Consider the following 18,950-nt stretch of genomic DNA (forward strand, 5'->3'; position numbering starts at 1 on the left):
TGAACATTAATGAGTGAAAAAACGACAACGGCGTCGGATGCCCAAAATCTCGCAGATGCGGATGCGGCTGAACTCGCCAAACTTGGCTACAAACAAGAACTTCACCGCGGGATGTCGGGCTTCTCCAACTTCGCGGTCTCATTCTCGATCATCTCGATCCTCGCCGGCTGCATCACCTCGTATGCGATCGCACTGAAATCGGGCGGTCCGGCCGCCATCAACCTCGGCTGGCCGATCGTCGGACTCTTCGTGCTCTGCGTCGCCCTGGCAATGGCCGAAGTGTGTTCGCGATACCCCACCGCCGGCGGCCTCTATTTCTGGGCCGGGCGCCTCGCCAAACGCAACAAGCGGGCCTGGGCCTGGTACGTCGGCTGGTTCAACTTCCTCGGTGAGGTTGCCGTCACCGCAGCCATCGACTTCGGGGCCGCCACCACGATGATGGCGTTCGCGTCGCTCACCTTCGGTGTCGAGCCGACCGCGGCGAACACGTTCGGCCTGTTCATCGTCCTCATCGTCATCCACGGTCTGCTGAACACCTTCGGCGTGAATCTGGTCGGCCTGCTCTCGAACGTTTCGGCGTGGTGGCACATCGTCGGTGTGCTCTTCATCGTCGGTGTGCTCTGGGTCATGCCGACCAGCCACCAGTCGTTCAGCTGGACGATGACGGCCTGGCACAACGAGACCGGTTGGTCGTTCGCGCCCTACGTGTTCCTGATGGGTCTGCTGATGGCCCAGTACACGTACACCGGCTACGACGCATCCGCTCACGTGGCAGAAGAGACTAAGAACGCCGCGATCGCCGCCCCGAAGGGCATCGTGATGAGCGTGCTCATCTCGATCATCGGTGGGTGGATCCTGCTGTTCTCGATCACCGCCGCGATTCAGGATGGCTCGTCTGACGGTTTGAACAAACTGCTCGGCTCAGAGACCGGTCTGCCGCCCGCGCAGATCTTCCTCGACGCGCTGAACAACCCGACGATGGCGAAGTTCTTGCTGTTCATCGTCTGTGGGGCGCAGTTCTTCTGTGGCATGGCATCCGTCACGGCCAACTCGCGGATGAGCTACGCGTTCTCCCGCGACAACGCGATCCCCGGTTCGAAGATCTGGGCCAAGGTCAACCCGCGCACCAAAACCCCGACAAACTCGATCTGGCTCTGTGTCGCCGCCGCGATCGTGCTCGTTGTTCCCGCGCTGTTCAACACCACCGCCTACCTGGCGGTGACCAGTGTCGCGGTGATCGGTCTATACATCGCCTATGTGACACCGGTCTTCCTACGTCGTCGGAACAAGGACTTCACGCCCGGCCCGTGGCACTTGGGCAAGTGGAGCCCGTTCATCGGCTGGGTCGCCGTGGTCTGGGTGGTCTTCATTTGCATCCTGTTCGTGCTGCCGCCGGTGTTCCCGATTAACATCGACACCTTCAACTACGCGCCGATCGCCGTCGCGGTCGTGGTGATCTTCGCGACCATCCTCTGGTTCGCGAAGGGCAAGAAACACTTCATGACCCGAGATGAGGCCGAACACCTCACCATCGACGCCGACAAGCTGCTCGAGTAGTCGCATGGACCTCCCCGGCGCGACCTCGCCACTGATCGATGCAATCCTCCGTCCGGTGCGCGGGCACATGGCTTTCGAGTCGTGTGTCGAACAGCTCGGATCGGCGATTCAGCTCGGCATCTTCGAGTCAGGCTCGAAGCTGCCCCCTGAGCGAATCCTGGCGGAGAAGCTCGACGTGTCGCGGGCGACGCTGCGGGAGGCGATCAGCGCCTTGCGCGCCGCCGGTTTGGTCTCCACCACGCGAGGCCGAACCGGCGGCACGATCGTCGGGCTGGTTGAAAACGCCCGGCTCCCCGATCAGACCCCGAACAGCGACCGGCAGGAAGAGATCGACGACATCCTGATCTTTCGCCGGGTGATCGAACCGGGCGCCTGCTTCAGCGCCGCATCCACCGCCCTGACCGAGGCCGACCGGAAGCTGCTGGCCGACAGCCTCCAGGCGGTGGAGGGAGCACCGACTCCGGCCGACTACCGACAGGCGGATGCGCGTCTGCACTTGGCGATCGCCGCGGTCTGTGGTTCGCGCGAACTCACCAAATCAAGCAGCCACATCCAGGCCAAAGTGCATCAGTTTCTCGGCGAGATCCCGTTCTTGCAGAAGAACATCACAAATTCGAATCACCAACACCGAAAGATCGTGCGCGCCATTCTCGACGGGGATGCCGACATCGCACGTTTCGTCATGGAGGAACACTGTGACGGAACTGCCGCACTTCTGAAGGGACTACTGAAATGAGCGGTTGGAAGCAATGACGAAGAACTCTCACCCCCGCAATGACCGCATGCTCACTGTTGAGACGTTGAAAAGCGTGATCGGCAGCGGCGAAATCGACACTGTGGTGCTGGCCTTCACCGATATGCAGGGGCGATTGCAGGGCAAATTCCTGCACGCGGCATTTTTTCTGGAATCGACTCTGGAACACGGGACGGAGGGCTGCAACTACCTGCTCGCCGTCGACGTGGAGATGAACACCGTCGACGGCTACGACAGCACCTCGTGGGAGAAGGGCTACGGCGACATGCTCTTCGTGATGGACTTCGACACCATCCGTCGTCTGCCGCACCGTGCAGGAACCGTGATGATCCAGTGCGACCTCAGCCTGATCGACGGAAGCCCGGTGCCGATGTCGCCGCGCACCATGTTGCGGAAGCAGGTCGAGAAGGCCGCCGGCCACGGTTGGAAGGCGCTGTCGGGCACCGAGCTCGAGTTCATGATCTACGAGAACACGTTCGAGGATGCCTGGAACAAGCGCTACCTCGAACTCACCCCCGCGAACCAGTACAACGTCGACTACTCGATCCTCGGCTCCAGCCGGGTCGAACCGTTGCTCCGCACCATCCGCAACACGATGTACGAGGCCGGGATGACCGTGGAGTCGGCCAAGGGGGAGTGCAACTTCGGCCAGCACGAGATCGCTTTCAAGTACGACGAGGTGATCACCACCGCCGACAACCACGCCGTCTACAAGACGGCGGCCAAAGACATCGCCCACCTGCAGGGCAAGTCGATGACGTTCATGGCCAAGCCGAATGCGCGCGACGGCAGCTCCTGCCACGTGCACATGTCGCTGCGCGGTCTGGATGGCGAACTGGTCTTCTGCGATGAAGAAAAGGGGGAGCGCACCGCGCTCTACGACCACTTCATCGCCGGCGTGCTGCACACCATGCGCGAGTTCACCCTCTTCTATGCGCCCAACATCAACTCGTACAAAAGGTTCGTGAAGGGGTCGTTCGCACCGACCGCCGTCGCCTGGGGTCTCGACAACCGCACCTGCTCTGTACGCCTGGTCGGGCACGGCCAGAGCGCCCGGATGGAGAACCGGCTGCCGGGCGGCGACGTCAACCCCTACCTGGCGCTCACCGCCATGCTCGCCGGCGGTCTCTACGGCATTGAACACGAGCTCGAGCTCGAACCCGTCACCACGGGCAGCGGCTACACCTCCGGCGCCCCGACCGTGCCGACGACGATGCACGAGGCACGTGACCTCTTCGCGAACTCGACGATCGCCAAGGAGGTGTTCGGCGCGGATGTCGTCAAGCACTACGTCAACTACGCGGATGTCGAGATCGCTGCATTCGATTCCGCCATCACCGACTGGGAACTCCGCCGCGGGTTCGAAAGGCTCTAACTCTCATGGCTGCGCTCGACCTGACTTTTCCTTCTTCGGTTTTCTCGGCCGGAGGCACCTTCGAGGTGATCAACCCGGCCACGGCCCGGGTGCTCACCTCAGTGCACCAAGCCGATCTACGCGAGACGGATGCCGCCATCGAGCGTGCCCATCGCGCTTTCACCGGCTGGCGGGCCGTGGCGCCGGGGGAGCGCGCCCGGTTGCTGCGCTCGTTCGCGAACGTCGTTGAAGCCCACATCGAGGAGCTCGCCTGGCTCGAAGTGGCGAACTCCGGGCACACGATCGGCAACGCCCGGTGGGAAGCCGGAAACGTGCGCGACGTGCTCAACTACTACTCGGCCGCGCCCGAGCGTCACTTCGGTCGGCAGATTCCTGTCGCCGGCGGCCTCGACGTGACATTCCACGAACCGCTCGGCGTCGTCGGCATCATCGTGCCGTGGAACTTTCCGATGCCGATCGCCGGCTGGGGGTTCGCCCCGGCGCTTGCCGCGGGCAACACGGTCGTGCTGAAGCCCGCAGAGATCACCCCGCTGACCGCGCTGCGGCTGGCCGAACTCGCACTCGAAGCCGGGCTGCCGGAGGGCGTGTTCACCGTGATTCCCGGCAAGGGGTCGGTCGTCGGCGCGCGGTTCGTCACGCATCCGCTCGTGCGCAAGGTGGCCTTCACCGGCTCCACCGAGGTGGGCAAGGGAATCATGCGCGGCTGCGCCGACCAGGTCAAGCGGCTCACCCTCGAACTCGGTGGCAAGAGCGCGAACATCATCTTCGCCGACGCCGACCTGGAGAAGGCCGCAGCCGCGGCACCGGGCGGCGCCTTCGATAACGCGGGCCAGGACTGCTGCGCGCGCTCCCGCATCCTGGTGCAGGAGAGCGTCTACGAGAAGTTTCTCGCCCTGCTCGAACCGGCGGTGAAACGCTTCTCGGTGAGCGACCCGTCGCTGGAGACCGCACAGATGGGGCCGATGGTGTCGGCCCGGCAGCGGGATGCGGTCTCGGCGTACATCGACGCGGCCGACGTGGCCTATACAGGCGAAACCGTGACCGGAAGCGAGGGCTTCTGGCTGCCGCCGACGGTCGTGCTGCCACGCAGCGCCGCCGACCCGGTCTGGCGCGAGGAGCTCTTCGGCCCGGTCGTCGCGGTGATGCCGTTTCGCGATGAGGCGGATGCACTCAAAAAGGCCAACGACACCGAGTACGGCCTGTCCGGCTCGATTTTCACGGCCGACGTCGGCCGGGCGCTGCGTGTGGCCCGCGGGGTCGACAGCGGCAACCTGTCGATCAACTCGCACTCGTCGGTGCGCTACTGGACACCATTCGGTGGTTTCAAGCAGTCCGGCCTCGGCCGGGAGCTCGGCCCCGATGCTCCCGACTCGTTCTCGGAGGTGAAGAACGTGTTCATCTCAACGGAACCCTAAACATCCACTTATCAATTCATTGCAGCACCGTCAGCGTACAGAACAGAAGAGAACGGACACATCACCCATGAGCGGAAAACTCGAAGGAAAAGTCGGCGTCATCACCGGAGGCTGCTCCGGAATCGGGTTGGCCACCGCGCGCAAGTTTGTGGCTGAGGGCGCGAAGGTCGTCATCGGTGACCTCGATGAGGTGAACGGTCCGCGCATCGCGGCCGAGCTCGGCGGCTCCTTCATTAAGACCAACGTCACCGACGAGGCGGAGGTCGAGGCGCTCTTCGCCCACGCCAAGGCCACGTACGGCAGCGTCGATATTGCGTTCAACAACGCTGGGATCTCACCGCCCGACGACGACTCCATTTTGAAGACCGGCATCGACGCCTGGCGCAAAGTGCAGGAGGTCAACCTGACCAGCGTCTACCTCTGCTGCAAGGCAGCGCTGCCGTACATGCTCGAGCAGGGCAAGGGCTCGATCATCAACACGGCCTCGTTCGTGGCGATCATGGGGGCCGCGACGTCGCAGATCTCCTACACCGCCTCGAAGGGCGGCGTGCTGGCGATGACCCGCGAGCTCGGGGTGCAGTTCGCGCGCAAGGGCATCCGGGTGAACTCGCTCTGCCCCGGCCCGGTCAACACCCCGCTGCTGCAGGAGCTGTTCGCGAGCGATCCGGATCGGGCCGCCCGTCGCCTGGTCCACGTGCCGATGGGCCGGTTCGCCGAGCCGGAGGAGATCGCCAACGCGGTCGCGTTCCTTGCCAGCGACGAATCGAGCTTCATCACCGCGACCGATTTCTTGGTCGACGGAGGTCTCTCGAACGCCTACGTGACTCCGCTGGATTCCGACTTTGACTGAGCATCCGCTCGCTGCGCGCTCATCATCGGACCTGCCGCTGATCGGGATCAGCACCTACCGGCAGCCCGCCGATTGGGGCACCTGGCAACGGGTGAGCGCCGACCTGCTGCCGGCGTCCTACGCGCAGTCGGTCGCCGCGGCCGGTGGCGTGCCGCTGCTGATTCCGCCGCTGGAGTCGGCGGATGCCGCGCGCGCGGTGATCGCCCGGCTCGACGGGTTGATCATCGCGGGGGGCGCCGATCTCAACCCGGCGCTCTATGGGCAACCAGCGGATGCGAGCGTGACCGCCTGGTACGACGACCGCGACGCCTCGGAAATGTGGCTGCTCGATGCCGCCGCCGAACGGAAGCTGCCCCTTCTCGGCATCTGTCGCGGGATGCAGCTGATGGCGGTTCGGGCTGGTGGCGCGCTGATTCAGCACGTTCCCGATGCGGTCGGGCACGATCTGCACTCGGGCAGCCCGAGCGGGTATACCGAGGTCGAGGTGAGCATTCTCCCCGGTCATCGGATATCGAGACTGCTCGCTGGTTCCTCGCTCGCGGTTCCGTGCCATCACCATCAGTCGGTCGGCAGCCACCCGGGTTTCGTCGCCACCGCCTACGCGGGTGACGGGATCATCGAGGCGATGGAATCCGGCGGCGACCGGTTTGAGGTGGCCGTGCAGTGGCATCCAGAGACCGACGCCGACACGGGGCTCTTTGACGGGTTGGTGAGCGCGGCGACGCGACCGTGACCGGCCGGCCACCGGCATCCTGCCCCGTTTGCGGGGCTGTTGGTGCGTGCGGAGGGCCGATACTGTGGGCTGTCAATGCTGTGCGCGGGGTGTGCGCAGATCGATGGACCAGCACGTGCGGGAGCCCAAGGGGCGCCAGAGGGCGTTGCGATGGTCATCACCGAAAGGCCCTGACGGTATGGAGTCCCAACTCCACCAGACCGATTCAACTCGCGAAACTGCGGCGGCTGCGCCGGCGCGCATCGCCAAGCGCCGGCGATGGGGGAAGGATCAACCGAGAGAGCTGAGCCCCGAAGCGATCGAACGTCTCTGGGACGATCGCGCTCAGACCCACGTCGAAGTGGCCGGCCTCTGCGCCGCGCGCCGGATCCGTCTCTTGGCGGCCTGCGGGCCGGTCATGCGGCACTTCGGGTTCGCCTCGCCGACGGTGATCGCCACCGCGTCAGTTCTCGTCGATCCCTCGTCGACAACCCACCTGGTCGAGGAACTCGCCCTCAACGGCTGGGTGGTCGATGAAGCGGATGGTGCACGCCTTTTGCCGCGCACGAGCGTGACGTTGCGGCATCCCAGTAAGACCTGCCTGCTCAACGTGTACTACCTGATGCCCGGCTCCCGGGCTGATCCGGAAGAGGCGTTCGACATGTTGTGGGAGCGCCGCGTTGCGGTCCCCGTCGGCGAGGCGATGATACCCAGCCTCGACCGCACTCTGGTGGTGCTCCTGATGGCGCTCGCGTTGTCTGGCCAGCTTCCTGGTTCGTCCCGTGCCGTGGTCGGCGCGGATGCCGCTCTCGTTCAGCTCAAGGGGATCTTCACACCGGTGGAGGTCGACGAGGTCGTCACGACGGCCTGGACACTCCACGGAACCACGGCGTTGCACGGGCTGCTGTCCGCCTGGGATCGCACCTTCGAGTATGTGCCGCTGCTCCCCGAGCGCTACGCAGTCTGGCGGCTCAAAGTCGACAGCGCCGACCGGGTGACCCGGGCGCTGCTCGGGATCGTTGAGGCGCCGAAAGGGCTGCGTCGCACTGTCGCGAGAGCGTCACTTCACCACCTCGACCGCTTTCCCGGCCCGCTGACGGTTCTGCGTTCGATGCGCATCGTCGTGACGGCCAAGTCGCGCCTGCAGGATGCGACCCCCGCTGACCCCCGCGGCAGCGGATGGACGGCTGCTGACGTTCCTGCGGCGTAGGCCTCGGTCGGCTCCTGCGAGGGGGAGCTTCGGGCTGGGGCGCTGCCGTCGCCGTGGTCGCTGCTTTCGACGACGTTGGTGGGTGAGCTGTCGGGTTGGTTAATTGTCGTCGCGCAGACGGTCGCAGAGCGCCGTCAGCTGTGCGAGTTCCTCTTCGTTCAGAATGTCGCCGACACGCTTGGTGATCGAGTCCATGTGCAACAGGGCCACGCGACGAAAAAGCTCGAAACCGACGGGCGTCAACTCGACAATCGTGCCGCGACCATCGGTGGGGTCCGTATCTTTTGTGAGAAAGCCGCGTGAGACGAGACGGTCGACCATGCGGCTCACGCTCGGCTGGGTGAGCAGCACGTGGCGGTTGAGGTCGCGCAGACGGATGCGCCGGCCGGGTTCGCGAGACACGGTGAAGAGCACGTCGTACTCGTTGAGCGAGATCTCCTTCGACGGAAACTCGGCCGCCAAGGTTCGCATCACCGAGACCTGCGCGCGAAAAAGCGACTCCCAGGCGGCTACCGCGACCGCCTGCCTCGTCACTCGTGCTCCTTCATCCCACCAGACTAGGAGACTCGTCGGACTGGGGCGACCACCTCGCAGAATCCGCCGCAGAATCTTTTCTGAAAAATAACGATCAGATAACTAGCTTCCGTTATCGGTTCGTTATATATTCATAGAGCGTCAACCGTTTGCTGTGGCGGGAGACGTAAATGTGATTGCAGGACACTCTTGGTGCAAAGGGAAGAGGGTCGGTCGTTAGCCTCTACGACCGGCCCTCAATCACGTTAACCGGCCCGTTAGTCGGACGGTTGGGCCGGGCGTGCTGGATCCTGATCGCGGGCGCTGAGTCGTCCATCGCCGACTGGGCGGTGCATCCGTCGACCATCCGTCGACTGTCCGCCGAGTTTGCCACGTGCGGTCGACTTTGCCTGGCGTATCAGGGCAACTCGACCGCACTACTCAAGCTCGGCACTGCCAAGAAGTGAGGCCGGCCTAGAAGAAGTCGGGGCTCGGGGTGGATGCCTGGCGAATCGACACGTCAGCGTGACGGTCGAAGCGGTAGCCGACTCCACGAACGGTGCGCACGATGTCCTCGTAGCGGCCGAGCTTGGAGCGCAGACGGCGAACGTGCACGTCGATCGTGCGCTCGTTCGGTGCCTCTTCTTCGCTGGAGGCATCCCAGAGCGACGCGATGAGCTCGGTGCGCTCGATGGTGCGACCCTCGCGCAGCACGAGGTACTGCAGCAACTCGAACTCCTTGTAGGTGAGGGCAGCGGTCTCGTGGTCGAGGATGACGCGCTTGCGAGAGATGTCGATGACGACTCCGCCCGGCGCGCGGTCGGGGTCTTCCGGCTCGGTGCGGCGCTTGGCGAGGGCGGCAGGGTCCTGCAGGGCGAGGCGCACGACGTCGACGTCACGGCCGCCGGCACCCTCGGGGGCCAGGGCTACTGCGGCGTAGGTCTCGGCCGACGGGGCGATGTCGGAGGCGAGCAGCTTGAGGGCTTCGACGATGCGGTGCAGGCTCGTCCCTGCTGCGGCGGCCTTGGCCTCGTCGATGCCGACGTAGAGCACGAAGCCGCGAGCTTCGGTTCCTTCGGGAACGGCGCGGATGCGCGGTGCCGCTGCGACGGGGGCCGGGGCGGCCACAGGCGCCGGAGCGAGAGAAAGTCCCGGGCGGGAGAAGTGAGCGGAGCGGGCGGTGTCGATGTGTGCGAGTGACATGGGCGGAGTCCTTTAGCGTGATGAGGAGGTGAACCCAGCGTCAGAAGCGCCTCGATTGGGTTCGGCAAGCGGCGGCCCGATGGGCCTGTGTGCGGCTGAGTTGTCTCAGTCGGGGAGTCTCAACCTGCCGCAAGAGGCGGTGGGAGACTCGGCGAATGGTGCGCTGCTAGCGGCACATTCGACAACACATGACGGCGCTGATGCCGGGCATCATCATCCCGGCATCCCTGGGGGCCTCGAAGGAGGTCAGGGGGCGTGCTTTCGTCGTCATAGGAGCGAGTAAATCCCACTATGACGAGATGTGTCAATTCAATGACAGCGAATGACGCTGTGTGACGCGAATCAGGTTCGCGGGAGTGTCGGAGAAACGGAGGATCAAGCGACAATCGCGATTTGATCAAAGAATCTGTGACGAATATCTAATTCATCAAAGTTTTGTGAATTATTGCGCGACAAGCGTGTCGTGGGTCGAATCTTCTGCGCAGCCGGAGTGCCCGCGGAGCGCGGCAGGCCGGCGCCCGACGGATGCCCTTTGCCGACGCTCGACTCCGACGCCCCACGCACACGCGAGTGCCGTTCTCACGCGTGCGCTCAGACTGTCGCCTCAAGCGGAGACACACGACGTTTTGAGCGCACCCGCGAGATTGCGAGAGCGGATGCGCACGGGTGGGCTTCACGCGTGCGCTCAAACCGTCGCCTTGAGGCGGAGGCACGCGACGTTTTGAGCGCACCCGCGCGAAACGGCACGCGCAAGAACGAGGACGAGCGCGCACGCAAAGCGCGCGTGAAGCGTCTAGACCAGGCCGTAGAGACGGTCGCCGGCGTCGCCGAGACCGGGGATGATGTAGCCGTGCTCGTTCAGGTGGTCGTCGACGGCACCGAGCACGATGTTGACCTCGCGCCCCGCCAGAGCCTTCTCAACTGCGGCGAGACCTTCGGGAGCGGCGAGGATACAGATGGCAGTGACATCCACTGCGCCGCGGTCGAAGAGAAACTCGATCGCAGCGATCAACGAGCCGCCGGTGGCCAGCATCGGGTCGAGCACGAAGCACTGACGGTCGGACAGGTCGTCGGGAAGTCGCTCGGCGTAGGTGGTGGGCTCGAGTGTCTCTTCATTGCGGGCCATGCCGAGAAAACCGACTTCGGCCGACGGGAGGAGCTTGACCATTCCCTCGAGCATGCCGAGTCCGGCGCGCAGGATCGGCACGATCAGCGGCTTCGGGTCGCTGATCTTCACCCCGTGCGCGACGGCGACGGGGGTTTCAACGGTGACCTCTTCGACACGCACGCCGCGAGTGCCCTCATAGGCGAGAAGCGTCATCAGCTCCTCAACGAGTGCGCGAAACATCGGCGACGACGTGTTCTTGTCGCGGAGCACCGTGAGCTTGTGTGTGATGAGCGGGTGGTCGGCTACGTGAACTCGCATAGGCTCAATACTACGAGCTGGGAGGGTCGTGGCGTGAGGAACATGGACAATCCGCGAGGCGGTCGGCACCGCGAGTGGATGCGCCTGGCGCTGAATGAGGCCCGCGCCGCCCTCGTCACCGACGATGTGCCGGTCGGGGCCGTCATCCTGGATGCTGCCGGCACGGTGATCGGACGCGGCCGCAATGAACGCGAACTGAATCAGGATCCGACCGCGCACGCGGAGATCGTGGCGATCCGCGAGGCCGCGGCGGCCACCCAAGACTGGCACCTCACCGATTGCACCCTCGTCGTCACCCTGGAGCCGTGCGTGATGTGTGCCGGCGCGATTCTCGCCGCGCGACTTCCTGTGGTCGTCTTCGGCGCCTGGGATGACAAGGCCGGCGCCTCAGGCTCTGTCTACGACGTGCTGCGTGACCGACGGTTGAACCACCGGGTCGAGGTCTACGCCGGAGTCGACGAAGACGAGTGCGGGGCATTGCTCAGAGACTTCTTCGAAGACCCGGCCCGGCGCGCCATGCGCTGAACATCGGCGCCGCCCAAACGAAACGCCGGACCCCAGCCGGAGCCTTCTACTCGAGCCCCTTGATCACAATCGCGTCGGTCGGCGGCGCAGCCAGTGTGGGGTCGACATAGATGTCGGGCTCGATGTAGATCACCCGGGCCAGCGGCACTGCCTTGCGGATGCGGCTCTCCACCTGGTTGATTCCGGAAGCGACGTCGGCGAACCGGCTGGAGGAGTCGAACGCGAGCTTGGCGCCGACCATGATCTCGTCGGGGCCGAGGTAAAGCGTCTTCAGGTGGATGATGCGCTTGGTCTCCGGGCCGTCCATGATGGCCGCTTCGATCGCCGCGACATCCGCCGCTGTGGCGCCTTCGCCGACGAGCAGACTCTTCGTCTCGATGCCGAGCACGACGGCGACGAGCACGAGCAACAGACCGATCAGGATGGTGCCGATGGCGTCCCACATGGGGTCGCCGGTGATCACCGTCAGGCCGACGCCGAACAGGGCGAAGACCAGACCGATCAATGCCGCGACATCCTCGAGCAGCACGACCGGGAGCTCCGGCGCCTTCGCGTGGCGCACGAACTTCACCCAGGACTGGCCGCCACGCAAGTGGTTTGACTCTTTCACTGCCGTGCGCAGCGAGAACGATTCCAGACCGATCGCAATCAGCAGCACCAGAATCGGCAGCCACGCATCGGTGAGTTCGTGCGGGTGCTGCAGCTTGTCGATGCCTTCGTAGAGCGAGAAAACGCCACCGACGGAGAAGAGGATGATCGACACGACGAACGCGTAGACGTAGCGCTCACGGCCGTAGCCGAACGGATGCTCGGTGTCGGCAGCCTTCCTGGCCTTGCGTCCGCCGAGCAGCAGCAGGAGCTGGTTGCCGGCGTCAGCGGTGGAGTGCACGCCTTCCGCGAGCATCGAAGACGAACCCGAAATCGCCGCAGCAATGAACTTCGTGACTGCAATTCCGAGGTTTGCCCCGAATGCGGCCAGGATTGCCTTTGTTCCACCGGATGCGCTCATGCAGCAATCCTAGATTGCCGACCTTGCCGCTCGCCGCGCGTGACGGGGCTGGTCGTCGAAACCGTCTGGTTTGCGCATCTGTCACGAAATGCCGCACAAAATGTGCGGCAGGCGGTGCCGCCTGCGGTTGCTGCAGACGGATGCAGCGCGCCAGGTCGGCGACTACGCACCAGCCGGATCCGCTCGACCTGGTTCGGCACTTGCGGCCATACGTAGACTTGATGCATGACACCAACTGCCGCCGTCACGCTGCCCACGATTGCATTTCTCGGCGGCGGATCGATGGCACGGGCCATTCTGGCCGGCCTGCTGGCGCCGAGTGTCAGCGTCGAGGGCGGCATCCGCGTCACCAATCGTTCCAGCGCCAAAGCCGCAGACTTCGACGGTGTCGCCGGGGTGAGCGCTGCGGCGACCGAGGTCGACCCGAACGCCAACCGTGCCGCCGTCGCCGGTGCGCGTGTCGTCGTGGTCGCGGTCAAGCCGGCGATGGTTCCCGACTTGCTCCGCGAGATCGCCGACGCCCTCGAGCCGGGAACACTCATCATCAGCGTCGCCGCCGGGGTCACGATCGCCACATTTGAGGCGCTGTTGCCCGATTCGGTTGCGGTGATTCGTTCGATGCCGAACACCCCGGCCATCGTCGGCAAAGCCGTCACCGGAATCAGCGCCGGCACTCGCTCGAGCGAGGCCGACCTCGATCTCGCCACCGCGCTGTTCGAGACGGTCGGCACGACGCTCGTCGTTCCGGAAGGCAAACTCGACGCGCTGAGCACCATCTCGGGCTCGGGGCCCGCCTACGTCTTCTACCTGATCGAGCAGTTCACTCAGGCGGCAATCGACAAGGGATTCACCCCCGACGAAGCCGCACTGCTGGTGGAAGGCACCTTCCTCGGCGCGAGCATGTTGCTCGCCTCATCTGATCTCGGCCCCGCTGCCCTTCGCAAACAGGTCACCAGCCCCAACGGCACCACCGAGCGTGCCGTCTGGGAGCTCGAGAAGGTCGACCTCAAGGGCCTCTTCGACACGGCAACGGATGCCGCGCTCGCCCGCGCTCGCGAGTTGGCAGCCCCGGCGGTGTAACGATGCGCGGCCGGGCGGTGTCAGTAGCAGCGATCGTGGGGATTGCTGCTTCCCTGCTGCTGGTCGGCTGCGGGACCGGTGCCCCCGGGCCGTCGCCGGTGACCCCGTCGGCCACGCCGTCATCGCCGGCATCCGCTTCAGTGGGCACCCCGGCTCCGGCGCCGGTGCTCGGCCCGCCGGGTGCTGCCGGTTGTGCGCCCGCCTCGCCCACGGCACTCGAACCCGTCTCGGGCATGACCGAGGTGCAAGGAACCGCGCCGGACGCCAACAGCATCTACGGCCTCATCATGGCGCCGTTCCCGCTGGCCGCGAGCAACACCACCTCGAAATTCGTCTGGCGGATCACCGGAAGCGGCGATCTCGCGGTGACGGTGAAGAAGCCGGACGGTTCGACCGGGCAGCTCGCCTGGGGGCCCGACGACCATGAGGACAGCACCTACGACCGGCCGGGAGACGAGTGGGGGACCGGGATCATTCTGAACGCCCCCGGATGCTGGGAGTTGAACTTCGACCGCGGTGGAGCGAAGTTCACCGTCTACCTCCTGGTCGGCCCCGAAGTGCCGCTGCCGACCGGTTGAAGACCGGTGGGATCGGTGAGGTGAAAACTACGGGCCGAGCGCCGCGAACTTCTCGATGTCGCCCTCGGTGCCAGACACAATGATCAGGTCGTGGTTCGAGACGACCGTCTCGGCAGTGGCATACGTGAACGGCTTGCCGGGGCTTTTCACGCCGACGACCGTGATCCGGTGTTTGGTGCGCACGCCCGATTCGGCGAGCGGGAGGCCGCGGATCACCTTCGGCGGGTACATCTTGACGAGCGCGAAGTCATCGTCGAACTCGATGAAGTCCAGCATCCGCCCCGACACCAGGTGGGCGACGCGTTCGCCGGCCTCAGCCTCCGGATAGATCACGTGGTTGGCGCCGATGCGCTCGAGAATCTTGCCGTGCGACTGCGAGATGGCTTTGGCCCAGATCTGGGGAACCTTGAGGTCGACCAGGTTCGCCACGATCAGCACGCTGGCTTCGACCGAGGACCCGACGGCGCAGACGGCGATCTGAAAGTCTTGGGCACCGATCTGACGCAGCGCGTCGATCGACTTGGCATCGGCCTGCACCGCGTGTGTGACGCGCTCCGACCACTTTTGCACGAGCGCTTCGCTGGAGTCGACGACCAGCACCTCGCGCCCGAGCCGGTCGAGTTTGCCCGCCGTTGCCGCACCGAATCGGCCGAGGCCGATCACAAGTACAGGAGCGTCGTGCTTGATCCGATCAACCAACGATTGGCCTTTCTTCGGGGCGTTTGAAAAGTTGCCTGCTCTGGTTGGCGGCCAGCGCTGCGGCGAGTGTCACTGTACCAACCCGCCCCATGAACATGGTGGCAGCGAGCACGTAGACGCCCTCCGGCGGTAGCTCCTGGGTGAGGCCGGTCGACAGGCCGCAGGTGGCGAACGCCGAGATCACATCGAAGAGCACCATGTCGAGCGGCGCCTTCGTGATCTGCAGGATGAGGATGCTGGAGACCGCGACGGTCGTCGCTCCCCAGAGCACGACTGCCACCGCCAGGCGCAGCATGTCGCGCGGGATGCGACGTCCGAACGCCTCCATGCTCTCGCGTCCTCTGGCCTCCGCAAATGCGGCGAGGAAGAGCACGGCCAGCGTGGTGACCTTGATGCCGCCGGCGGTGGAAGCCGAACCGCCACCGATGAACATGAGCATGCCGCTGACAAGCAGACTCGAGCCATGCAATTCGTTGATGTCGATCGTCGCGAAACCGCCCGAGCGTGTCATCACCGACATGAACAGCGATTGGAACATCGTGTCCCCGGCGCCGAGCCCGCCGAACGTCTCCGGGTTATCGAATTCGAGAATGATGTAGAGCAGCATCCCGGCGAACATCAGGATGATCGTGGTCATCAGGGTCATCTTCACGTGCACCGACCAGCGGCGCGGTTTGCGCCAGCCGCGGGCGAACGCGTAAATCACCGGGAATCCGAGGCTGCCGAGAAACACTCCGAGCATGAGGGCGCCGAGAAACCAGTAGTCGTTGGCGAACGGGGCCAAGCCGGCCGGGTTCGGGCTGAAACCGGTGTTCGTGAACGCCATCGCTGAGTAATAGAGGCTCTGCCAGAGCGCTTCACCGAAGGCGACGCCGTCGATCAGCATCCGTGGAAAGAGCAGTGCCGCGATGACGCCCTCGATGACGAGGGCGCTGATGGCGACGGTGAGCAGCAGGTTGCCGACCTCGCCGAGGCGCACCGCCTGGCCCTCGTTGACCGGGCCGACGTGGATGCGCGAGGGGTTCGTGTCACTCGCCGCCAGCAGCTTGGCGCGGAGGCCCAGCCGGCGGGAGATCACCATGCCCATGATCGAGGCCAGGGTGAGCACGCCGACGCCACCGATGTTCACGCCGATGTAGACGAGGGCGTTTCCGAACGGCGACCAATGCGTCGCCATGTCGACGGTCGACAGGCCGGTGACGCAAATGACCGACACGGCGGTGAAGACGGCGTCGTGCAGGGCGGTCATCGTGCCGGTGGCCGAGGCGATCGGCAGGGAGAACAGCAGGGTGAAGAGAAGGATCAACGACGCGAACACCAGGATCGCAAACCGTGACGGCGACGATCTGACCAGTCCGTCGATAATGTCGCGGATGCGCAGGTACCAGGGAGTCTGGTGCACCGGGGCGAGCGCCCCAGAGGCTTTCCTCTGCACTGAAACCCTCGTTTTCCCTGCGATCGTCGACGACTTGTCATGGTACTACCGTTCGGGAATGAGTAGCCTGGTGCAATGGCAGACATCTTTGACGTGGTAGCGGACTCGACCCGGCGGGACATCCTGCGTATTCTCCTCGAACGCTACAACCAGTCAACGGATGCAGGGGAACTCAGCGTGTCTGACATCGTCGGCGCGCTCGGCCTCAGCCAGCCCACGGTGTCGAAGCACCTCAAGGTGCTGCGCGAAGCCGGACTGGTCGCCGTGCGTGAAGAGGGCCAGCACCGGTACTACCACCTCGACTACTCCCCGCTTGAAGTGATTGAGGACTGGTTGATCCCGTTCCTCAGCGTTGATTTCGATCAGAACGCCGACCTGGTCACCGATGAGAGCGAAGCGGGCCTGAAAGACGAGCAGCGTGCCTTCGCCGCCGCGATCGGCAAGGCATTCGCCGACACGACCCATGTCGTCAAGGATGCAACATCGAAAAAGTGGCGCAAGAACGACTAGACGACCTGCGGAGTTGCGTTTAGAGTAGCGAACTAACACCCGGCCAGAGCGGTCGAGCTGTGTTGTCCAACTACCCGAGGGGCACTCAGTGATGGAAAGTGATCTGCACGATGTGCGCTTCCTCACTGTGGCCGAAGTCGCCGAGATGATGCGGGTTTCGAAGATGACCGTCTACCGGATGGTTCACTCAGGCGAGCTGCCGGCGATCAGGTTCGGCCGGTCATTTCGGGTGCCGGAGTCGGCCGTCACAGCGGTTATCGAGCGGCCCATCGGGGAGAGTGCGTAGGAGGCACCTCATTCTTCGGTTAGAATGGGGTTTTCGTGCCAGTCGTGAGTTTAGCGATTCAACCAAATCTTGTGAGGTCTTGTGGGTTCTGTAATTAAGAAGCGACGCAAGCGCATGGCGAAGAAGAAGCACCGCAAGCTGCTTCGGAAGACTCGTCACCAGCGTCGCAACAAGAAGTAGATCGGTCTCGACCGTCTTCTGGCGTGAGCGCTAGGCCCTTGGGTCTAGCGCTTTTTGCTTTCTCCAGGCGAAACCGGTGAAGAAACCGGGGAGGAAGCCGGCGAAGAAGTCGGTGAAGTAGCCGGCGACGGGGTCGGTGACGGAACCGTGCGGGCCGCGCGGGCCGCAGCCTTGATGCTCGCCGGCTTCAGACGCATTGCCGGCCAGCCGCGCGCCTCGGCATACCGGCCGAGCGTCGCATCCGGATTCACAACCACCGGATGGCCGACCAGGTTCAGCAACGGAATGTCATTGTGCGAATCGGAGTAGGCCCAGCAATCGGCCAGATCGGCGCCACTGCGTGCCGCCTGCTCCTTCGCCGCCTCCGCCTTGCGCTCGCCGTGCATCACCGGGCCGGAGAACGAGCCGGTGAAGACTCCCTCCACCGATTCGAGCACGGTGCCGAGCGCTCCGGTGAAACCGAGCCGAGCCGCGATGACGTCGGCCACTTCCTGAGCCGTCGCCGAGATCAGCCAGACCTCGCGTCCAGCGGCCAGGTGCTCGTGGGCCACGGCAACGGTCTCCGGCCAGAGGCGCTGCACCAGGCGCGTGTCGAAAATCTCTTGGCTGAGCCGGATCAGCTCATCACGACGGTGCCCTACGACGACCTCGAGAGCTCGTTCGCGCACGCTGTCGAGGTGCGCCCGGTTCTCGCCGACCGCCATGAACCTGGCCTGCTTCCAGCCGAACGACAGGATGTCGCGCACGGTGATGAAGCGCCATCGCCAGGCGCCGACCCCCACGTAGTACAGGCTGGCGCCACGCATCAACGTGTTATCGACGTCGAAGAACGCGATGGCTGGGGAGGAGGCTGGAGCGGGCATGTGCGAACGATTCTATTGGGCGCTCAGCGGCGACGCACCTAGGCTTGAAGGATGCCTACCGCGAATCTCACCCTGATCGGCAAGCCCGGCTGCCACCTCTGCGACGACGCGCGTGACGTGATCACGAGCGTGGTCGCGAAATTGGCTGATACCCCGAACGCTCCTGACGTGCAACTCGACGAACTCTCGATTCTCGACGACGCGGCGCTGATGGAGCAGTACGTTGAAGACATCCCGGTCTTGCTGATCAACGGCAAGGTCCACAACTACTGGCGCATCGACCCCCTGCGGTTGCGTGCGGCACTTTTGGAGGTTCGATGACCATCCGCCACGTTGTTTCCTGGCAGCTCGCCAGCACCGACCCTGCCGAGAAGGTTGAGCAGTCCGCTCGCATCGCCGAGAGCCTCGAGGCGCTCGTCGGTCGGATCGAGGGGCTTCAGTCGCTCCGGGTCGGCGCGGATGTCGTCGGTGGCGGCAACTGGGACGTCGTTTTGGTTGCCGACTTCGACGACGTAGAGTCGATCGACCGCTACCAGGTGCACCCCGAGCATGTGACCGCGGCGGGGTACATCCGCTCGGTGGTGGCGCAACGTTCCTGCGTGGACTTCGCCCTCTAGCAGGTCCCGGTGATTGAGGAGCGCCCGACTGAGTCGGCCGCGTCTCGAAATCCCGCGAGCCGACCTCTGAACCTGGGTTGAGTCTGAGAATTGGCTCACGAGGTCACTTCGACAAGCTCAGTACATCGCTCGAGACGCGTGCTCGCAAGCTCG

The 18,950-nt window shown here is 64.6% G+C and carries 22 protein-coding genes; 15 read left to right on the forward strand and 7 right to left on the reverse strand.

What is annotated here, in order from left to right:
- Window positions 1-9 precede the first annotated feature (9 nt).
- The 7 genes from AC1DCF_RS06335 (at window position 10) to AC1DCF_RS06365 (ending at window position 7,873) form a co-directional block, all read left to right on the forward strand.
- Window positions 10-1,557 (forward strand): amino acid permease, encoded by a 1,548-nt coding sequence (locus AC1DCF_RS06335; protein WP_477210291.1) that lies wholly within the window; start codon window positions 10-12, stop codon window positions 1,555-1,557.
- Between the two features lie 4 nt (window positions 1,558-1,561).
- Window positions 1,562-2,293 carry a FadR/GntR family transcriptional regulator gene (locus AC1DCF_RS06340; protein ID WP_477210292.1) on the forward strand — a complete coding sequence of 244 codons (732 nt, stop codon included), beginning with the start codon at window positions 1,562-1,564 and terminating at the stop codon, window positions 2,291-2,293.
- Window positions 2,294-2,306: 13 nt separating this feature from the next.
- Window positions 2,307-3,686, forward strand: a complete 1,380-nt coding sequence (locus AC1DCF_RS06345; protein WP_477210293.1) for a glutamine synthetase family protein — start codon at window positions 2,307-2,309, stop codon at window positions 3,684-3,686.
- 5 nt (window positions 3,687-3,691) lie between these two features.
- Window positions 3,692-5,101: an aldehyde dehydrogenase family protein gene (locus tag AC1DCF_RS06350; RefSeq protein WP_477210294.1), complete on the forward strand. Its 1,410-nt coding sequence runs from the start codon at window positions 3,692-3,694 to the stop codon at window positions 5,099-5,101.
- A 67-nt stretch (window positions 5,102-5,168) separates the two neighbouring features.
- A complete protein-coding gene (locus AC1DCF_RS06355; RefSeq protein WP_441789507.1) occupies window positions 5,169-5,951 on the forward strand; it encodes a 3-oxoacyl-ACP reductase in 783 nt (260 codons plus the stop codon).
- A complete protein-coding gene (locus tag AC1DCF_RS06360; protein WP_477210295.1) occupies window positions 5,944-6,684 on the forward strand; it encodes a gamma-glutamyl-gamma-aminobutyrate hydrolase family protein in 741 nt (246 codons plus the stop codon). The genes AC1DCF_RS06355 and AC1DCF_RS06360 overlap by 8 nt, the downstream gene beginning before the upstream one ends.
- A gap of 178 nt (window positions 6,685-6,862) precedes the next feature.
- Window positions 6,863-7,873 (forward strand): hypothetical protein, encoded by a 1,011-nt coding sequence (locus tag AC1DCF_RS06365; RefSeq protein WP_477210296.1) that lies wholly within the window; start codon window positions 6,863-6,865, stop codon window positions 7,871-7,873.
- A 99-nt stretch (window positions 7,874-7,972) separates the two neighbouring features.
- Here the strand turns inward: AC1DCF_RS06365 and AC1DCF_RS06370 are convergent, their stop codons facing one another.
- From AC1DCF_RS06370 to upp, 3 genes are all read right to left on the reverse strand, one after another.
- Window positions 7,973-8,407, reverse strand: coding sequence for a MarR family winged helix-turn-helix transcriptional regulator (locus tag AC1DCF_RS06370; protein ID WP_477210297.1), 435 nt, complete (start codon window positions 8,405-8,407; stop codon window positions 7,973-7,975).
- A gap of 453 nt (window positions 8,408-8,860) precedes the next feature.
- Entirely contained in the window at window positions 8,861-9,589 is a 729-nt protein-coding gene (locus AC1DCF_RS06375) for a winged helix-turn-helix domain-containing protein (protein WP_477210298.1), read from the reverse strand.
- Window positions 9,590-10,382: 793 nt separating this feature from the next.
- Window positions 10,383-11,015 (reverse strand): uracil phosphoribosyltransferase, encoded by a 633-nt coding sequence (gene upp / locus AC1DCF_RS06380; RefSeq protein WP_441789512.1) that lies wholly within the window; start codon window positions 11,013-11,015, stop codon window positions 10,383-10,385.
- A gap of 42 nt (window positions 11,016-11,057) precedes the next feature.
- Here upp and tadA point away from each other — a divergent pair, with 42 nt between their 5' ends.
- On the forward strand, window positions 11,058-11,540 hold the full coding sequence (tadA, locus tag AC1DCF_RS06385; RefSeq protein WP_477210299.1) for a tRNA adenosine(34) deaminase TadA: 483 nt from the start codon (window positions 11,058-11,060) through the stop codon (window positions 11,538-11,540).
- Window positions 11,541-11,586: 46 nt separating this feature from the next.
- On the opposite strand, the gene AC1DCF_RS06390 is transcribed toward tadA, so the two are convergent.
- The gene (locus AC1DCF_RS06390) at window positions 11,587-12,549 is read right to left on the reverse strand and encodes a cation diffusion facilitator family transporter (protein WP_441789514.1); all 963 of its coding nucleotides are present in this window, start codon (window positions 12,547-12,549) and stop codon (window positions 11,587-11,589) included.
- 225 nt (window positions 12,550-12,774) lie between these two features.
- Here AC1DCF_RS06390 and proC point away from each other — a divergent pair, with 225 nt between their 5' ends.
- On the forward strand, window positions 12,775-13,629 hold the full coding sequence (gene proC / locus AC1DCF_RS06395; RefSeq protein ID WP_477210300.1) for a pyrroline-5-carboxylate reductase: 855 nt from the start codon (window positions 12,775-12,777) through the stop codon (window positions 13,627-13,629).
- A 35-nt stretch (window positions 13,630-13,664) separates the two neighbouring features.
- Window positions 13,665-14,207, forward strand: coding sequence for a hypothetical protein (locus AC1DCF_RS06400; RefSeq protein WP_477210301.1), 543 nt, complete (start codon window positions 13,665-13,667; stop codon window positions 14,205-14,207).
- Between the two features lie 27 nt (window positions 14,208-14,234).
- Here the strand turns inward: AC1DCF_RS06400 and AC1DCF_RS06405 are convergent, their stop codons facing one another.
- Together AC1DCF_RS06405 and AC1DCF_RS06410 are read right to left on the reverse strand one after the other, a co-directional pair.
- Complete coding sequence (locus tag AC1DCF_RS06405; RefSeq protein ID WP_441789517.1) at window positions 14,235-14,906, reverse strand: potassium channel family protein; 672 nt, start codon at window positions 14,904-14,906, stop codon at window positions 14,235-14,237.
- Window positions 14,899-16,308, reverse strand: coding sequence for a TrkH family potassium uptake protein (locus tag AC1DCF_RS06410; protein ID WP_441789638.1), 1,410 nt, complete (start codon window positions 16,306-16,308; stop codon window positions 14,899-14,901). Before AC1DCF_RS06410 ends, AC1DCF_RS06405 begins: the two co-directional genes overlap by 8 nt.
- Window positions 16,309-16,416: 108 nt before the next feature.
- Here AC1DCF_RS06410 and AC1DCF_RS06415 point away from each other — a divergent pair, with 108 nt between their 5' ends.
- The 3 genes from AC1DCF_RS06415 (at window position 16,417) to AC1DCF_RS06425 (ending at window position 17,317) form a co-directional block, all read left to right on the forward strand.
- The gene (locus AC1DCF_RS06415; RefSeq protein ID WP_441789518.1) at window positions 16,417-16,851 is read left to right on the forward strand and encodes an ArsR/SmtB family transcription factor; all 435 of its coding nucleotides are present in this window, start codon (window positions 16,417-16,419) and stop codon (window positions 16,849-16,851) included.
- Window positions 16,852-16,942: 91 nt separating this feature from the next.
- Window positions 16,943-17,137, forward strand: coding sequence for a helix-turn-helix domain-containing protein (locus tag AC1DCF_RS06420; protein ID WP_441789639.1), 195 nt, complete (start codon window positions 16,943-16,945; stop codon window positions 17,135-17,137).
- Window positions 17,138-17,218: 81 nt separating this feature from the next.
- Window positions 17,219-17,317 carry a 30S ribosomal protein bS22 gene (locus AC1DCF_RS06425; RefSeq protein ID WP_003792170.1) on the forward strand — a complete coding sequence of 33 codons (99 nt, stop codon included), beginning with the start codon at window positions 17,219-17,221 and terminating at the stop codon, window positions 17,315-17,317.
- A 44-nt stretch (window positions 17,318-17,361) separates the two neighbouring features.
- Here AC1DCF_RS06425 and AC1DCF_RS06430 read toward each other — a convergent pair whose 3' ends face one another.
- Window positions 17,362-18,180, reverse strand: coding sequence for an HAD family hydrolase (locus tag AC1DCF_RS06430; protein WP_477210302.1), 819 nt, complete (start codon window positions 18,178-18,180; stop codon window positions 17,362-17,364).
- A 51-nt stretch (window positions 18,181-18,231) separates the two neighbouring features.
- Between AC1DCF_RS06430 and AC1DCF_RS06435 the strand changes: the two genes are divergently transcribed.
- The gene (locus AC1DCF_RS06435; protein WP_441789520.1) at window positions 18,232-18,501 is read left to right on the forward strand and encodes a glutaredoxin family protein; all 270 of its coding nucleotides are present in this window, start codon (window positions 18,232-18,234) and stop codon (window positions 18,499-18,501) included.
- On the forward strand, window positions 18,498-18,797 hold the full coding sequence (locus AC1DCF_RS06440; protein ID WP_441789521.1) for a Dabb family protein: 300 nt from the start codon (window positions 18,498-18,500) through the stop codon (window positions 18,795-18,797). The genes AC1DCF_RS06435 and AC1DCF_RS06440 overlap by 4 nt, the downstream gene beginning before the upstream one ends.
- Window positions 18,798-18,950: the final 153 nt, after the last annotated feature.

Source organism: Leifsonia sp. 10L418 (assembly GCF_056395445.1).